Origin of the sequence: Photorhabdus aegyptia, assembly GCF_000612035.1 — a bacterium.
GTDB lineage: Bacteria > Pseudomonadota > Gammaproteobacteria > Enterobacterales > Enterobacteriaceae > Photorhabdus > Photorhabdus akhurstii.
The window spans coordinates 1-16,017 of sequence record NZ_JFGV01000092.1 but is presented as its reverse complement, the minus strand read 5'-3'; the positions used below and the strand labels follow the sequence as shown (position 1 = coordinate 16,017).

The following is a 16,017-nucleotide window of genomic DNA, read 5'->3' as shown; positions in this document are numbered from 1 at the left end:
AGCCTTGGTGAATTATGGAAGAAAAATTTACTCGGCGGGAGGCCACAGCGATGATCCGTATCAATGTTTTTGTAGAAGGGCAAACGGAAGAAACTTTTGTGCGGGATGTGTTAGCTCCCTATTTTGTAGCACAGCAAATCTATCTGACACCAATATTAGCTCAGACGAGTACCAGTCAGAAAGGCGGTATTACAAGTTATGGTAAGGTAAAATATCAAATTACTCGCTTATGTCGACAAGATCCCGGTGCATTCGTCACAACATTAATTGACTACTATGGCCTGCCTACTGATTTCCCTGATTATAATGAACAACAGGATAATGCAGCCAACGAACGGGTAGTTAAGCTAGAGCAAGCTTTCGCTAATGATATTGGGCAAACTAATTTTATTCCCAATCTGTTATTACATGAATTTGAAGCACTATTGTTTTGCCAACCTGAAAAATTTGCGGATTGGCTTGATGACAACGCCCCCATTTCAGTATTACAAACCATCAAAGCTCAATTTGATAGCCCTGAAGATATTAATAATAGCCCACAAACTGCACCATCTAAGCGTATTTTGGCGATAGTACCCAATTACCATAAGACCTTACACGGCCCACTCATCGCCGGTGATATTGGATTAGATACAATTCGTTCCCAATGCCCACATTTCAATCAGTGGTTAAATAAGCTAACTAACCTCAGTTTTGTTTAGGGATAGCTATTTCAAAATTACGTAAATTTAAGCTCGGCTTTTTGTGTTGAAAAGTGTAGGCAATTAATCCTGACACGACTTCCAGCAGAAAGCCGAGAACACTACGATGTCTTGAGTGTGCTATCTGAGAAATATTTTTCAACTGATTCACTACGGTCTCTACCACAAAACATTTTTTTAACATCAGGTTATCCCATAGTAATAAAGCTTTGGCTTTCATATTGTTGCGTATATTCGTCACCAACGTAACTCCTTCCACAGCCAGGTCTTCACACAGGGCTTGTGAAAGATAACCTTTATCTCCATATCCACTTAACCCTTTCACTCACTGTTTGACCGGTTGACTATCATTCGTATTACCGGGATCAATTTGACCTCCAAAAACTCCCTGCAATCATGGATAACCAAGAGAAGTTTAAAGCCATAGAACCAGCCTGTACTGCTTTTTCCTCGACTCACTACGTCATCAAAGACCCGACGCAAGTTATGGCATACCGCTATTCTGGTCGAATCAATAAAAGCCATCTTTGCTGTCTTAGCCTTGGGCAATGAAAAGGGGTGAACGCTCTTTTTTTCAGTGCGAGCATTCGAGTATAACTGACTAATCCGGGGAATTCTTTCTGGAAATAAGGTGTTACATACTCAAAGTAAAAGGATTTAAGATTCTGGTAATGACTGATGTGAAATAAGATAAGGAGCGTCATCACTTAGCTGAGAGAAAGAAAAGACGGTCGATTAAGCTGACGTAATCTATCCTTAATGAATTGCTGATGCCAGAGAGGCACAAAGTCATCGACACGCAGCAGTAAAGTTCTTTTAAAGTAACCATAGCCTGAAGATATCCACGATTTTGTTTTCTTTAGCAAAAACTTCATCATTCCTTAGGTTCTTTGTGAGGGTGATTTGGGTGTATGTGTATGATTGCCCGCAAGTATGACAGTAAAAAAACAGTTTTTCCGGTTCGGGGCAGTGTTTCGGTCTGCTATGATTGATTCAACGTTTCGCTTGAAAGGAATAATGGATATGGCTTTTCTGGTTAAAGCAGATCGTACAACCAAAGAGGTTTTTGCCGAGGACTTCCCGGCAAATAAGGGCATGGAGGGCGAGTTTGATGTTCAGGATCTCACTAATTTTGTGGGCGGGTATCTTGAAATGGTAACGCTGCGGCCACCGCTAAACATCAACGGAAAAGAATACTGCTATATGCTTTGCGATGAAGACGGTAAGCGGAAAGAGTATCCGGTCAATTACATCGCGTGCGAGTATCTTGTCGATTCCCATTTAGTAGGAAGTGACTTTGTTGTAGGTGATGTTGTGTTCCTCGAACGACACGAAATTTCATGAACCACGCTTAACTGAAAGCGAGTAACCATTAAGATATACCCGCCACCAGCATCAATCCCAGAATTGTTCAATCGGCACACGTCCACAGCGCAGCAACTGCACTTCGGCTAGCCGGTTAAGCTCTTCGCGCATATCAGTCGTTTTCCAAAAATACCAAGCCGTAGAGGGCGCTTAACAACAACGTCATTCGATGGAGTAACGCCAGATACAAAATTGCCGCAAACCCACCAGATACGTTTATGCTGTTCACGGCTTCGCTCATTACAGCCTTTCCATCCAAACAGGCAAAGCATATTTGCCGGGTGTAAAGGATGATCCCATATTGATAATAGGAACCTTTTCCATATTCGCTCAAATGTATACCATTGCGGGGGCGGATCTGAGAGACGATAAACTCTGCAACTGCCTTTAGTGTATTGGGTGGCAAGTTGAAATCGACCTGCTGCCACTCAGCGCCAGACTGATCACTGCTACCGTCTGCTACGCTTTCAATATGTATCCACTCCGGGGGACTGACAAAGTTGATCATGTTACTCTCGGCATCCAACAATCGAGGGCGAATCCGGTCCGCAACGCATCCTCCTGGGTATGCACTGCCCGGAAAAGGTGGAACAGGTACTCATCCATATCCAGCATCAAGTTTTTAATCCACGGACGGGGTAGGCAAGAAACTCGGTATGCTTCTCTATTTCTTCCGTCAGCTCGCGATGTTTCTTTATACTTGGCATGGAGTCCACCAACGTTTTCGGAACAGTGGCAGATGTTTTTCTGTATCCAATACGGTTCATCAAACTTATTAGTTTGATGTTTTCCAAATAGTGTTTTGTGTCACCAGCTCTCATTCATTTTATTTAGGTTGCAGTTTTTTTATACGTTCGTTGCAACAATGGAATGGCGAGCGGAGGTATCGAACCGAGTTTAGGTAGGGGAGGTATTTTTGAAAATCAAAGGGGCCACAGAAAACCAGTCAGGGTCAGATGGCCGCTTTCGAATGGTTGCAATCTGTCCATCGGTCAGAGGGCCATCATCCGGCTCGTATGCCGGTATCGTTTTTCCTGCGAGATCTCTTAGTGCTTCGGGAACAAGCTCGGTTTGATTGAGTGAAAGCTCACTCATTAAACGGTTGAAGATTGATTCACTTACTCCAAACTCACTATCATGTTCGCGGAGTTTAAAAAGAAATTTTTTAGTTTCCCGACTTCTGGTAATTGCTGTCATGGTGGGCTCCTATACAGGAAGTAAGAGCATATGCTATTGATTAACTAAAAGCCCATAGCTTTAGCCAGTGCGCATGTTTATCAAACATATTAAAACTTCAATGTCATGCAAGAATGCAAGAAAAAGGCGAGGGAGAAATTTTCAGTGGTAAGAAGTGGTTCATAAAATTATGATGTATTCTGTCCAATTTAATTTATGTTGATCAGAGATCTACTTCATAAGTCATAACCTATCTATCGCATTGATTTATAAATTTTTTTTAACTTCTCATCTTCATTCATTCCATAACCACTTCATGAACTAACGCTAAACGGCCATTTTTCGATTCTTTTCTTGCATCCCACGCAGTCTTGGTTCATGAACCATTTCGATAATCAATCTCGGTACAAGATAACCACAAACTTTAGTGGTTATCTGATTGCACTATTGATCAATCGTCACACTCATACTAAAAGCATGGCAGATGCCTCTGAAGGAGGTAGCATTGTCTTCGAATGGTGTCTGTCACACCGCAATCCTCTGTGTAGTCGCTGCTGCGGGCATTCGGCTCCTCGGATAAGCTTTAACCGACAATCACTCTCGTCCCCCCTTTGTAACGAGGATCATCGCCCAGCATCTGGCGAACCAGTGAGAAACTGTCTGTCTGGCAGAATACGTACTGCTCTGCATACTCAACCTGAAGGCTATTCAGCCGAACGACATGATTCGGATGTAGTGGCATTCTGGAATAACGGATAAATCGATCAGCGTGCTCAATCAGAGCGAACGGATTAATGTGAGAAGGAATGCTTTGCGGGGCGGGGCCTGAGCAACCATAAACTCAACATCACGTTTTTTCTTGATAAAATCTTCCCTGATCGAAGGACACAGCATGGCTAGCGTCAGAGTGGAAGATAGCGGCAGGTGTATCTGAATCCCTTTGACACCGAATCCAATATTTCCATAATGACCAAAGTTATTACTGTTATAAAACGTGACGGGATTATCAGAAATATAGAAAGGATGTTCGTCATCTGTTTCATACAAATACCAGTCTTTTTGCAACAGCATGTCTGCTTCTTGCCGCTGATCGAGCAGTGTACGGAGAAAAAGATGCCGGGTCCCAATACTTGGAGGGCCCCCTGGCGTCTGTTCGATCTGTTCTGCCGTGGAGTCCATGCCTTTCAGTTTGTCGGTCAGAGTATCGATCAAGTGAGATATCTGTAGCTGAACACTGTAAGATCGTGCTCGCTGAATGGCGACAAAAATAGCCAGAATATACCGCTCATTTGCGGTTAGCCGCTGGATATCCCTGTGTTGCAGTAATGTGTTGATGACTGGTGCTGCATCTGACTCGTAGATACCAAGCAGAGGTTCAAGGCTGATTTTATCTGGGTGGTCGTCAACGTTATAAAACCTGTTCCGAGTGGTGGCATCCAGTATGGACACCTGGAATACTTTATCCGCTGTTTTATCAAACGCGTAAAACCGCTTTCGTTTTCCTTTTCCGGTCATACCGAAGTTATCGAGCAGAAATCGGGGGACCGTATGCTGCTTTAAAACGTCCGTCGTCATTGACCGTGCTTTAGCCATTGATACTTCTCCGTGTGTTGAGTTTTGGTTAGTTGTCAGCTCTGCCATGCTGAGAGTAAACAGACCTTCTTAGAAATATAGTGTAAGCATACCGCTTTTAGTTTCACATACTTTTTGAGATTTCTGGGTTTCAGTCATTAGCCAGTACTTTTCCGGCATCAGATAATTCAGGGATTCATCGCGTTGTGCCTAGATATTTACTATGAACATAACAACAAAAAAGAGAAGAGCATCATAAAAAGTCACTAACTGATTTGTTGAGATGATAAAGATAACCATGAACTAATGTACATAGATAGGTTATTTAACTTATGTTGAGCGTAAGTCTAATTCATAAATAAAAATTTCCTATCACACTGTTTTTAACTTATCACCTTCATTTCATCTACTACAACTTCATGAATTAACACTAAAACGACCATTTTCTGCTCATTTACCGCATCCTGCACAGTCTTAGTTCATGAACCAAGTCAATTACATTTTCCCTTTGTGAAATTCTTAATCTTCGAACTTATCTGATTGAAATATTGACCATTATGTTAGACAAGGTAACATTGAAGCAAAGCAGGGCCAAAGCTCTGAGGGCGGTAGCGTAGAAAAATTAGCTTGGGCCTTTGTTAACCCCAATAACCTTCCTGACTGCATCACTAGTAGAACCTGCCAGCTACTAAATTCCAGAGTGAGTAGCGTTTAGAGTTGTGTCAATGCAGGACAGGTACCTGCATTTGTTATTGCTAAATATTTCGAAGTGACCTGCTAATTTCGTCCTGCTCCCCGTATAAAACGATCCCAGATGTGTCGATTCGATTTTCCAGAATAAGCACTCTGGAGACGGAGCCAAAACTTTGGTGTACTTCCCAGCGCGGTGGTAATACGGGGGAATATGGATTGGCAATATCCCCTGTCACTGCTTGTAGGAATAATTAATAATAGGTCAGTTAAAATTTATCGCCAAGAGAAATAGACTGTGGATGTCAGGAATTTCTTTATAATTCGTAAAATATATTCAGTAAGGAAGTTAAGTGGAAATAAAATGTCTTGATCCTTTAGGCATCAATGGGTATGAAAGAAAAGCCAATGAAGTACTTTCAAAGCATCTTCCCGACAGTTGGAAAGGATACTCTTCACTGGAAATGGTTGGTCGTCAAGGAAAAGAATTTGAGGCTGACATCATTCTTATAACACACGATAGAATTATTGTTGTTGAATTAAAGAATTATAAGGGAAGAATTTTTTCCCTAGGAAAACAATGGATCCAAGAATATCCTGATGGTAGACAAGAAAATCGTAAAAACGCAGTATCACAATCCAGTCGAGCAGCGAAGATCTTAAAGTCTCGGTTAAATGAAAAGCTGAGTGGGAAGTTCGTTCCTTATGTTGATAGCTGTGTAGTTTTATGCGGTTCCGCGGATGCATCTCACCTGCCTTCTGATGAAAGACAATATGTATTTACGTTAGATGAATTCAAAAATATAGGTGCTGATAGCGAGTATGAAAAAAAATTTGGTAAAACTTTCACCTTTAATCGAAAAGAAGACATACCCAATAAAAACATCACCATATGGGATCGTATATTTCTTAATAATAGTGCCGATTTTAAACCCAAGACATTTTCATCTAATAATTATTTTCAACATGGTACATTTCTTTTCCAACATAAAGACGGTTTGTATGCAGAATTTCAAAGCCAACGTGCTGACAATGCAAACTACAAGGCATTGATGAGAAGATGGGATTTTACTGCCCCATGTATAGTTGAATACGCTAGAACGCCAGATCAGAGAGCTGTAATTGCTCAGAGAGAGTCAAATGTCCTAGGGTATATAGATAATCAAGATGAAGACTTGAAAAATGTTCACCTCCAGCTTCTACACATACCTACAGATCTAACGGCAGATTTTGTTGAACTCTACGAATGGCCTAATAAAAAAGAAAGGCTTGATGTATTTATTCGAAAGAATAAATCTAAGTTAACTAAACAAAACCGACTCGACCTTATTCAAATGCTGATAAGTCAGGTAGCAAGGCTTCATGATATTGATGTTGCCCACCGGGACCTTGGTTCTCACAGCATTTGGCTTTCATTACCCAGCAAGGTCGTTTTATCCAACTTTTTAACTGCATACTACCCTGATCCTGATAAAAAGAGTGTCTCAAATGTACGTAAAATTATTCAACATGGTCGAGTAGAAACGCCTGAAGAATTACTTGAAGACGATACAAATGGTACTGCTTATACAAGAGATGTTTATCTCGCAACCGCTGCATGCCATTACATTGCCTTTGATGACTTGCCTAATAAAGATGAGGGCATTTATGTTTGGACTCCGAGGGAAAACTGCGAGATAAGTATGAAGTTAAGCGACTGGTTCGCCAAAGGTTTAGAACTTGACTCTCAATATCGATTCCAAGACTTACGAGCTGCGCTTTCCGAACTCAATAAACTCCTTCAAACTAGTAGTGAGGATCCATCAAGAGCCCTATCTGCTTTATCAAGATACCATACTAATATAAACGTATTCACAGATTTCGGGGTACTCCCAGTAAAATCGGAAGGGACTTTCTACTTACTCAAGTCGTCAGATAATAGCTTTGGAGTAAAAACATGGTTTGGTGTAAGTGATGTGAATAAAACAGGGGGGATTAATCATCAACTTCTTACTTTTTTCAGTAGACTAGAACTTATTAAGAATTCATCTTTGGAATGCTTGCCAGAAATATTAGAGTTCGGCATCAATCCTACGATGACCAGTGTTTACTTTAAATACGAATGGATAGCTGGAGAAACGTGGAGAGATGCCGTTGTCGACATAGATAAAGAGCACGGTATTCAATTAATTAAGGGGTTAGTGGAGGCTCTGATCAAGCTACATGCTTCAAGACTTCACCATGGAGACTTACATCCTCAAAATATCATTGTCAAAGAGCTAACTATAAAATTTATTGATGTTGTTGAGTATGAAAGTGAAGATTGGAATAAACATACCCCGGCTTACGTACCGGCCTCATATGAGATTCAGTCTAAATCAAACCTCGACCGTTATGCAGTAATTAAGATCGTTAATGAATTATCTGAGGTGATAAATACAATTCACCTCACCAAATACACTAATGAACTCCTGGCATTACCAGAAATTGCGACAACAGAACTTGAGAAGTTAGTTGATAATCTAGAACAAATTGTAAATCCACCTCTACCAATTAGTGCCGAAAGTTACGATATCCATTATAAAAAATTCAAAGAATTATCAGATAAGTTAGCCTCTGATGATGGCTCGTACTATTTGACGATGAAGTTCAATGCTGGAAAAGGACGGGACTTAGTCAGTGTTCAGTTGAGTGGCATTAAGCAACAGCTTGATATACTTATCCAACCTGAGAAGAAGTTTATTGTCGGAGCCACGCTTCGAGACCTACGTCATGATCAATTTATTTGGAATAAACGTGATGCTCAACTTAAACTCAATGGGATTATCAATCTCTCTAACAATTTAAGTGGTTCAAATGACAAATTTATTGACTTCATTTTAACTAGTGAAATATATCAAGAGCTATTTCGGATAAATAATTCAACACCGATCTCACAATCAACTGAAAGGCGTATACTGACACTGCCAAAAATAGTTAAACCCGCGATTGTTGATGCACGAAAAATTTGGAAGGTTCTTGTCGAAACAGAATTGGAAAGCTACCCGAAAATTCAGGTGGTTACAGAGCCGAAATACTCTGAAAATAAATGGCTAACTTTCCGCTATTTTCTAGAGGATAGTAAGCTCGATGTTGATCTAAGGACTGAACGTGTCACACTTAAAATGGAAATAAGAGGTGAGCTCAGAGATATCGGAATTGTAGAAGATTTAAATTCTGATACAGTTATTGTTAAACCGAGAGGAAAAATAACGCCTCAACTCGGTGATACATTAGTTGTGGAAGGAAGCATGACCGCTGCATCTCTGGCGAAACGAGAGAAGGCTATTTCTAAGATAATCAACGGTAGGGCTATTATTCCAAACTTACCCGACTATTTTTCTCCAGGACTTGAAGCTGGTTATACTGAAGGCCACGTCCCTTCAGACGAAGAGTTAGATATATACACTGAATATCATGAAGACGGACATATAGCGTTTTCACTAAACGAGCAGCAAAGACAGGCATTTAAAGCTCTTTATAAGTATAGTCCAATTGCGTTACTTCAAGGGCCACCGGGAACAGGAAAAACTGCTTTTATCGGCTCTTATATTCATTACTCCATTATGAATGGAGCAAGGCGCGTACTGCTAGTTAGTCAGTCACATGAAGCAGTGAATAATGCCAGTGAGAAAGTTCGCTCCTTGTTTAGGAGAAATGAACAGCCCATTGATATCGTTCGACTAGGAGATGAATCGAATTTATCTGCGTCACTGACTGATGTAGGTGAAAAAGCGCTTCAAGAGCATTACCGCGATAAGTTTCGGGCTGAGTATAAAGAGCGTTTGGGAGCACTTTTATTACAAATTGGTATTTCGACTGAAATGTCAAATGTTATCACAGAGTTCGAAGTATCGTTCGGACAACGATTTGACCAACTATCATCACAAGCTAAAGACGAAGAGTTAGCAGGTAGTCCCGTTCTCAAGCAGAAAGAAAATAAACTTAAAACCGGTTTAACGAGTTTCTTGGAGCACCATTTGCAATCTACGCTATCGTTTGAAGATACTCGAATTCAATATATTAGAAGTACACTACTCAGAAAGTTGTCTGAACATTTTGAAATTTATTCCGAAAGTCTTATTTTCAAAGTAAGAAACCTTGTTGAAATGTCTAATGAATGGCTGAGTGTGATGGCTTCGGGACAAGCCCAATTCCAAAACTTCTTAGCTAAAACTAGAACACTGGTATGTGGTACTTGCGTTGGAATTGGCCGCTTCCACTATGGAATTCAAGAAAACGTTTACGATTTAGTCGTCATAGATGAGGCTGCCCGTTCCCCCGCGAGTGAATTGGCTATCGCAATGCAAGTCGGGAAAAAGGTCTTGTTGGTAGGAGACCATAAACAGCTTCCTCCACTTTTTGATGAAAATCATCTCAAGGCAGCGAAACTGAGATTACCTAAACTTGAGATAGATGAGCTCAAAAGAAGTGATTTTGAAAGAGCATTCGTTTCTGAATATGGGAAAAAAGTAGGGCGTTCATTACTCACCCAATATCGTATGGCTCCCCCAATCGGCAATATAGTCTCAGAAAACTTCTACGACGGGGTTCTAGCAACAGGAAGGGGGGAAACCAGCGAAAAATACAAAGAGCTGATTAACACCTTTGCAACCACCGTCACTTGGTTCGATACATCTAGAGCCGGGAGAAAAAATCTCGAATCTCAACCCAAGGGAAATGGTGTAAATAATAAAAGTTACATTAACGATTATGAAGCAAACACGATTATTTCTATCATAAAACGTCTTTATGACAACGACTCTCAAGATGAAATATTAATTGAGGGAGAAGACCCCAAAATTGGTGTTATCTGCATGTACGGTGAGCAAGTTAGAGCCCTAGTAAGAAAGATTAATAGTCTTTCATGGGCAAGAAGTTTATTAGAGAAACGGATTATAAAAGTTGATACTGTTGATAGTTATCAAGGCAAAGAGAATGATATCATCATTTTATCCCTTGTAAGAAGCAATAGTCATGGAAATCAAGGTCATGTAGCGTCTGAAAATAGAGCTAATGTCTCACTCTCTCGCGCTAAAGAGTGTCTTTTCATTGTAGGTAATACTCATATGTGGAGTCGAAGCAATCAAACGACCGCTTTCGGGCGTGTATTGAAATTCATAAAAGACAATGAGTCTCGTGATTATTCAATTTGCGAATTGGATGAAAAGGAATAACCAATGAAAGTTCAATTAAACAGAATCAGCTTTGGACTGCCCACAAAAGCATTTTTTATCGACTATACTGTGAGCCAAAAGCGACAATTACCAGTTGTTAAAGAGTTTATAATTCGTGTATTGCATTCACTGGGTAGCTCACCGGTTGAGTTGATACAGAATTATTTTGGATTTACTGCTACAGAAACTCAGGCTGTACTAGACGATCTTATCGAAGAAAGCTTGATTAAATGGAACGATGATGAGATTGAACTAACATTCCATGCACTAGAAAATTTTGAAGAAGTGGAAGGCAACATGCTTCCGAGATTCTTTGAAGTTGTAGATAAAATTGATGACATTCACTTTGAGCTGAAAGACTTTCGAATGTTGCCAAATGCTATCAAGAGAAGTGGTGTAAATAGTTCATGTATTACTCTATCGTTACCTGATGAGTCTTTTGAAAAGCTGAATGACAAAGCGCGGTCAGCTTTCGATACTCACTTTCACTATTTTAGAGAAATGGTGAAAGGTGAAGATATTTATTCTGACCGTCAAGAGTTGTACAAAATTAATCACGTAAATGGCAAATACGACGTAGTTGTTCCAATTCCAATTGAGTATTTTATAGATACAAATGCTCCCAAAGTACTCCAAACAGGTTATGAGTCACCCGCTTTAGATGAATGGGATTATAATAGAACACTCTTTAACGCCATGGACGAAGCAATCAGCACAGGCTGTGGCGAATATACTCCAATGGATTTTCATAGTTACTTGAGTGCCACCAATGATCCGATTTTAATTAAATATTGGGATGATAAAAATGAATCACTTAACCTTGAGCTTTTGATGAAACACTATGAAATGGGGACATCATGTCATTCAAATGACACGCAACTAATACTCGGTAATTTTTACACTAAACCTAATTTAAGCGCTATTCATGAAAATTTGGAGAAAATATTTAAGGAAAAGCCTAAATCATCTAGTGGTATGATTTGGCTGACTAATGCTGAAAGTGGTACATGGGGAAGAACAAATGAGCTAAGTTTCTTCATTGATTCAATAGTCAAATTATTTGACAATAGAAAAAAAACTTTCTGTGCCGTTCTGGTTATACCATGCGCGAGTAAACAAGAAGCTTTTGAACAAAACAGAATCTATAATGGTGTTGATGCAAAGCTTATGGACTGCGAAAAACGATTCGGTGGGGATAAATGTGAGGTGTTACTAATCCCCAATATTATGGTCGCGTGTCTTCACCATATCCCAATTGAAGATGGTAGAAATATATCTTTGCCAGTTGGATATCTTAGCCTAGACCCTTTACTTATTGAATCAGTCACACAAAATGTTCAGAGATGGGCAGAGTCCGAAACACGATTTAATCATTTTTTCGAGAAAAAGCATACAACTCTGGAAGACTCCGTTTTGAAAAGTTATTTTGACCCTATTTTGTTCCAAGTATGAAAGAATAAAAGAAGACAAAGATGACGTCGCTCTACAAGATACAGATCTGAAAGAGAAATTGTATGACGACCTCGTGAAGCATCAGAATTCAGACAGTCAAATTCTGATTGTAGAAAATCAGCACCCGCCGGAAAAAATAAATGGACTGATTGCTATGACAATTTTCACCAGCTCCCCAAAGTCGGCCGTTTCGGGTTGCTTTGACCAATTATTGACGTATTTATAATTATATAAGGAATCATATGCCCTATATCCGTGTTGAGAAAGATGGTCTCCAATATAAAGCGGAATATTTCTGTGAAGATAATATGGTCACGATTTTTGGAATCCGTCGTTGATATCAATGGTATGACGGAAGAGGCAGCAGCACGTACTGCGTTGCGAAATCTTATTAGAGAAAAACAAATTGATCCTCAATCAGAACAGTAATCTTATATAACCTCAGTTTTATTTAAGGGAACCGATAGTTCTCGGATCCGATTCAGCTCACGATCCCCAGCCCAATTAGTTAACTCGAAATCCTGAACTGACTGCGGTGAAGGTAGAGATAGCTGTGATTGTCCAAGCTTTACCTATGGTAGAGAAAGGGGGCAGTTCAACCCCAATATAGATCAAAACTTCGATTTTGAAGATGTTATGTCCAACGTTAGTGGAACAAGAAAATGGAGCAAATGAAATTGATTGATCTACACTAATGAAGGGATTTAAAGAAATGGCTCTGTATTATTTGAGCCAACTGACTGACCGTTTTCTCACCAGTAGCAGCTTCTACAGTTAAGTTTTCCAGCGTATTGCCGTTATCGCGAATGCAAATACCATTACGCTAAAGAAAGCTCATGGTCACGAGAAATGCGGTCCGCTTATTACCGTCATTAAAGATATGACCACGAGCAATCGCTACCCAGTAAGTTGCGGCGAGTTCAAAAAGGTCAGTAACGCCTTCATAGTGAACCCGGTTTTGCACACGATAAATCAACGCCAGAATCTGCTATCCCGGCAACGCCGAGAAAATGTCGCAGTATGCGATCATGGAAGGCAATAACTTCTTGAGCACTCACCCAAATCATCGGTCAGTCAACGCTGCTACTGTATGACCATGGCGTTGCATCATAGCATCAAACTCGGCATCCAGCTTTGCATTCTGATACACCTCGAATTCCGCTTTACTGATCACTACGGCAGCGCTGCCGTCCCGACGGGTGATTTCAACAGGTTCACCATTGACTGCGGTATCCAGCACCACAGAAATATTGGCTCTGGCCTGAGTTGAGGTATAGGTTTGCATGGTTATCTCCTTAGGTAGAAGTAGGTGTACACATGCAATGTACATATAAAAAGTACATCATTCAACCTATCGTAATTATCGTAACACTAGAACAGGAAAGGGTGTCAAAAATCACCTAGTTCTATGTGAAGTTGTTCATCGTCTAAGTCTATTTAACATAAGATATCTTAGGCGAACCAAAGATGTAGCACCAATATAGTAATGTCACTTTTTGCGGCATAAAGGATGTAATCTTTTTTGCCGCAAGGACATCAGGATGTTAGTGAGCATGTCAGACAAAGAGTTAAACCGAGTGAACGTCATTCAGTCGGTTGTTGAAAAGCGTATGCGCCGGCGAGATGCAGCTATGCAACTGAACCTGACTGAGCGCCAGGTTCAGCGGCTCGTAAATCGTTTCAGAGATATTGGTGTTGCGGGCCTTGTCAGTTTGCGCCGTGGCACACCCGGTAACCACAGACTGCCTGAATCACTAAAACTGCGGGTTCTGGCATTGCTACATGAAAATTACAGTGACTTTGGCCCCACACTGGCCGCTGAAAAACTAAGGGAACGCCACGACATTACCATATCTGTAGAAACGCTCAGAAAATGGATGACCGCTGATGGTCTCTGGATCCCGCATGCCAGACGTAAACCACGTGTTTACCAGCCGCGCTACCGCCGTGACTGTCTCGGAGAACTCATTCAGTTTGAAGGTCGGGCGGATAGAGACTGAGTCCGCGTTCGATTACATGATAGCAACGCGACAATACCTTGATAAACATGCTATCTTCCGGGTCAGCCAGCCTGAAAACAGAAATACCGGCACAACTCAGTTTGGCCGTGTACTTCATGAGCTGGGGATAGAACTCATCTGCGCTAACAGTTCTCAGGCCAAAAGCCGCGTGGAGCGAGCCAATCAGACGCTTCAGCTGAAACGCCTGATGAACTGGACGACATCTTTGCCTGGCAGGAACTGCGCACGCTCTCTAAATCATTGACCTTCCGTTACAACAAAATGATTTATCTCGTTGAGCCAACTGAGGAAAATACACGCATTGCCGGAGAAAAAATTAAAGTTTACGACTATCCGGATGGCACACTGGGCTTCAAGTATCGACACCGTTCCCTGACATATCAGATCTTCGACAAACTCGATTGCGTTGATCAGGGACAAATCGTTGATAACAAACGTCTCAGAATGCCCAGACGCCGTGCACAGGCCCGCGTTCAGGAACAACTCAGAGCCATCAACCCAGTACTGGTAAACCCGGAAGAGTTCAGAGCTAGCCTGAAACGCTAGCCCCCTGCTCTTTTTGGGCTCTTGGGCTCAAATTTATCTGTGGCAGTGTGATGAAGTGCAAGATTCTGAAAACACGCCAGTTGGTTTTACCACCAAGAACCCTCATTACTTATCTGATCCTACAAGCACAGCAGATACCTTCCAGAATAATAAGGGGAAACCAGAGTATGGCAAGATGTACGGCTCCGGTACGTGGACACAGCTCAGCAGCAGCAGCTGCTGCCTGTCCTGCATGTCGCAATCGCAGTGGTTATCGCCGCAGTAGCTACAGTTATGATAGTTATCCTTCTTACTCCTCATCGGGCACTAGCGGTGGTGGAGGTTATGGAGGCAGTGGCGGTGGATCCAGCAGCAGCATAAAGCCACGCTGGTCAAAATCGGGGTCTTCCGTTTCTTACACTACAGCCCAAGTACAATCACTCACGCCGATTCGACAAGCGGTTGAGAAACTTGCCGTAGAGCAACCAGATCTGCGTGACGTCTTTCTTTGCCATGCGTGGGATGACCGACAAGGTATAGCCAAAGAGCTACACGATTTGCTCGAAGCGGCAGGTGTCAAAGTATGGTTTAGCGAAAAGGATCTTGCCCTTGGAGTTCCTATGATGCGTGCCATTGATAAAGGATTAGCAAACTCTCGAATCGGCCTGGTATTGGTGCCCCCCGCATTGTTAAACCGCCTGCCTAAAGAAGGCGTTGCTGATAAAGAGCTTTCTGCTTTACTGGCAGGCAACCAGCTCGTTCCCATCGTGCATAACACGACGTATGAAGCTCTCCGTAATGTCAGTCCCTTGCTTGCATCCCGAAGCGGCTTGGACACGGGAGAAGATACACTAGCAGTTGTTGCAACAAAAATAGCAGAGCTGATTACTGTTTAGTTTAGCGAAGCACCCGTTCTAATATTTATGACTAATGAATCTGGTCTTCTATCGCAGGCCAGACATCTTCAATACCGAACGCCCCCCTTCCATACAGATATTCTCCTTCTAACCCCTCTTCACGTCACTTCAGGTGACATTTTAATGTCGGTGATCACACCCAACTGGACGGTGCGGTGATAGCCAGTCACGCTGTACTAGCTCAGACCTGATCTGACTGTTACCATTCAAAACAATGCATGCCGCGCTGACTATCCCTATTTGAGGGTGTTTTACAGTTGTATCGATAAACTTGGTAGTCGTACTCCAGCTCAGCAATGTGGAGCACGTTGTAACCAGGACAGTACTCATCCCTTTACTTTTACTCCCCCTTGTCAACCTGGCTTTTTTTACTGACCTCCGCGATATCATGCTCTAGCTTGGA

The 16,017-nt window shown here is 41.5% G+C and carries 11 protein-coding genes and 3 pseudogenes; 7 read left to right on the top strand and 7 right to left on the bottom strand.

The features are described from left to right. Positions 1-14 precede the first annotated feature (14 nt). Positions 15-701, top strand: a complete 687-nt coding sequence (locus tag BA1DRAFT_RS20165; protein WP_235201187.1) for a DUF4276 family protein — start codon at positions 15-17, stop codon at positions 699-701. Here BA1DRAFT_RS20165 and BA1DRAFT_RS24445 read toward each other — a convergent pair. Continuing rightward, positions 688-1,507, bottom strand: a pseudogene (locus BA1DRAFT_RS24445) (IS982 family transposase). The gene BA1DRAFT_RS20165 and the pseudogene BA1DRAFT_RS24445 sit on opposite strands and share 14 nt — an antisense overlap. Before the next feature lie 217 nt (positions 1,508-1,724). Here BA1DRAFT_RS24445 and BA1DRAFT_RS20155 point away from each other — a divergent pair. Continuing rightward, on the top strand, positions 1,725-2,045 hold the full coding sequence (locus BA1DRAFT_RS20155; protein ID WP_152544366.1) for a DUF3846 domain-containing protein: 321 nt from the start codon (positions 1,725-1,727) through the stop codon (positions 2,043-2,045). 133 nt (positions 2,046-2,178) lie between these two features. Here BA1DRAFT_RS20155 and BA1DRAFT_RS20150 read toward each other — a convergent pair whose 3' ends face one another. The 4 genes from BA1DRAFT_RS20150 to BA1DRAFT_RS20140 form a co-directional block, all read right to left on the bottom strand. Next, the gene (locus tag BA1DRAFT_RS20150) at positions 2,179-2,574 is read right to left on the bottom strand and encodes a hypothetical protein (RefSeq protein ID WP_036783003.1); all 396 of its coding nucleotides are present in this window, start codon (positions 2,572-2,574) and stop codon (positions 2,179-2,181) included. Positions 2,575-2,963: 389 nt separating this feature from the next. After that, positions 2,964-3,263 carry a hypothetical protein gene (locus tag BA1DRAFT_RS20145; RefSeq protein ID WP_051560900.1) on the bottom strand — a complete coding sequence of 100 codons (300 nt, stop codon included), beginning with the start codon at positions 3,261-3,263 and terminating at the stop codon, positions 2,964-2,966. A gap of 562 nt (positions 3,264-3,825) precedes the next feature. After that, positions 3,826-3,984, bottom strand: coding sequence for a hypothetical protein (locus BA1DRAFT_RS24260; RefSeq protein WP_235201186.1), 159 nt, complete (start codon positions 3,982-3,984; stop codon positions 3,826-3,828). 35 nt (positions 3,985-4,019) lie between these two features. Then, the gene (locus BA1DRAFT_RS20140) at positions 4,020-4,835 is read right to left on the bottom strand and encodes a DUF4238 domain-containing protein (RefSeq protein WP_235201185.1); all 816 of its coding nucleotides are present in this window, start codon (positions 4,833-4,835) and stop codon (positions 4,020-4,022) included. A gap of 1,022 nt (positions 4,836-5,857) precedes the next feature. Between BA1DRAFT_RS20140 and BA1DRAFT_RS20135 the strand changes: the two genes are divergently transcribed. From BA1DRAFT_RS20135 to BA1DRAFT_RS24440, 3 genes are all read left to right on the top strand, one after another. Continuing rightward, positions 5,858-10,699 (top strand): AAA domain-containing protein, encoded by a 4,842-nt coding sequence (locus BA1DRAFT_RS20135; protein ID WP_036782999.1) that lies wholly within the window; start codon positions 5,858-5,860, stop codon positions 10,697-10,699. A 3-nt stretch (positions 10,700-10,702) separates the two neighbouring features. Next, on the top strand, positions 10,703-12,151 hold the full coding sequence (locus BA1DRAFT_RS20130; RefSeq protein ID WP_036782996.1) for a hypothetical protein: 1,449 nt from the start codon (positions 10,703-10,705) through the stop codon (positions 12,149-12,151). Positions 12,152-12,448: 297 nt separating this feature from the next. After that, entirely contained in the window at positions 12,449-12,580 is a 132-nt protein-coding gene (locus tag BA1DRAFT_RS24440; protein WP_268747249.1) for a hypothetical protein, read from the top strand. A gap of 262 nt (positions 12,581-12,842) precedes the next feature. Here BA1DRAFT_RS24440 and BA1DRAFT_RS22415 read toward each other — a convergent pair. Together BA1DRAFT_RS22415 and BA1DRAFT_RS20115 are read right to left on the bottom strand one after the other, a co-directional pair. After that, positions 12,843-13,218 (bottom strand): annotated as a pseudogene (locus BA1DRAFT_RS22415) (type II toxin-antitoxin system death-on-curing family toxin). Then, positions 13,215-13,436, bottom strand: coding sequence for a type II toxin-antitoxin system Phd/YefM family antitoxin (locus BA1DRAFT_RS20115; RefSeq protein ID WP_036780625.1), 222 nt, complete (start codon positions 13,434-13,436; stop codon positions 13,215-13,217). Before BA1DRAFT_RS20115 ends, BA1DRAFT_RS22415 begins: the two are co-directional and overlap by 4 nt. A gap of 268 nt (positions 13,437-13,704) precedes the next feature. On the opposite strand from BA1DRAFT_RS20115, the pseudogene BA1DRAFT_RS20110 reads away from it, so the two are divergent. After that, a pseudogene (locus tag BA1DRAFT_RS20110) lies at positions 13,705-14,718 on the top strand (helix-turn-helix domain-containing protein). Between the two features lie 167 nt (positions 14,719-14,885). Next, a complete protein-coding gene (locus tag BA1DRAFT_RS20105; protein ID WP_036782990.1) occupies positions 14,886-15,593 on the top strand; it encodes a toll/interleukin-1 receptor domain-containing protein in 708 nt (235 codons plus the stop codon). Positions 15,594-16,017: the final 424 nt, after the last annotated feature.

Excerpts from the sequence above, each read along its gene's own strand:
- BA1DRAFT_RS20130 (WP_036782996.1), top strand. The coding sequence starts at position 10,703 with ATGAAAGTTCAATTAAACAGAATCAGCTTTGGACTGCCCACAAAAGCA.
- BA1DRAFT_RS24260 (WP_235201186.1), bottom strand. The coding sequence starts at position 3,984 with ATGCCACTACATCCGAATCATGTCGTTCGGCTGAATAGCCTTCAGGTT.
- BA1DRAFT_RS20155 (WP_152544366.1), top strand. The coding sequence starts at position 1,725 with ATGGCTTTTCTGGTTAAAGCAGATCGTACAACCAAAGAGGTTTTTGCC.
- BA1DRAFT_RS20165 (WP_235201187.1), top strand. The coding sequence starts at position 15 with ATGGAAGAAAAATTTACTCGGCGGGAGGCCACAGCGATGATCCGTATC.
- BA1DRAFT_RS20150 (WP_036783003.1), bottom strand. The coding sequence starts at position 2,574 with ATGATCAACTTTGTCAGTCCCCCGGAGTGGATACATATTGAAAGCGTA.
- BA1DRAFT_RS20145 (WP_051560900.1), bottom strand. The coding sequence starts at position 3,263 with ATGACAGCAATTACCAGAAGTCGGGAAACTAAAAAATTTCTTTTTAAA.
- BA1DRAFT_RS20115 (WP_036780625.1), bottom strand. The coding sequence starts at position 13,436 with ATGCAAACCTATACCTCAACTCAGGCCAGAGCCAATATTTCTGTGGTG.
- BA1DRAFT_RS20105 (WP_036782990.1), top strand. The coding sequence starts at position 14,886 with ATGGCAAGATGTACGGCTCCGGTACGTGGACACAGCTCAGCAGCAGCA.
- BA1DRAFT_RS20140 (WP_235201185.1), bottom strand. The coding sequence starts at position 4,835 with ATGGCTAAAGCACGGTCAATGACGACGGACGTTTTAAAGCAGCATACG.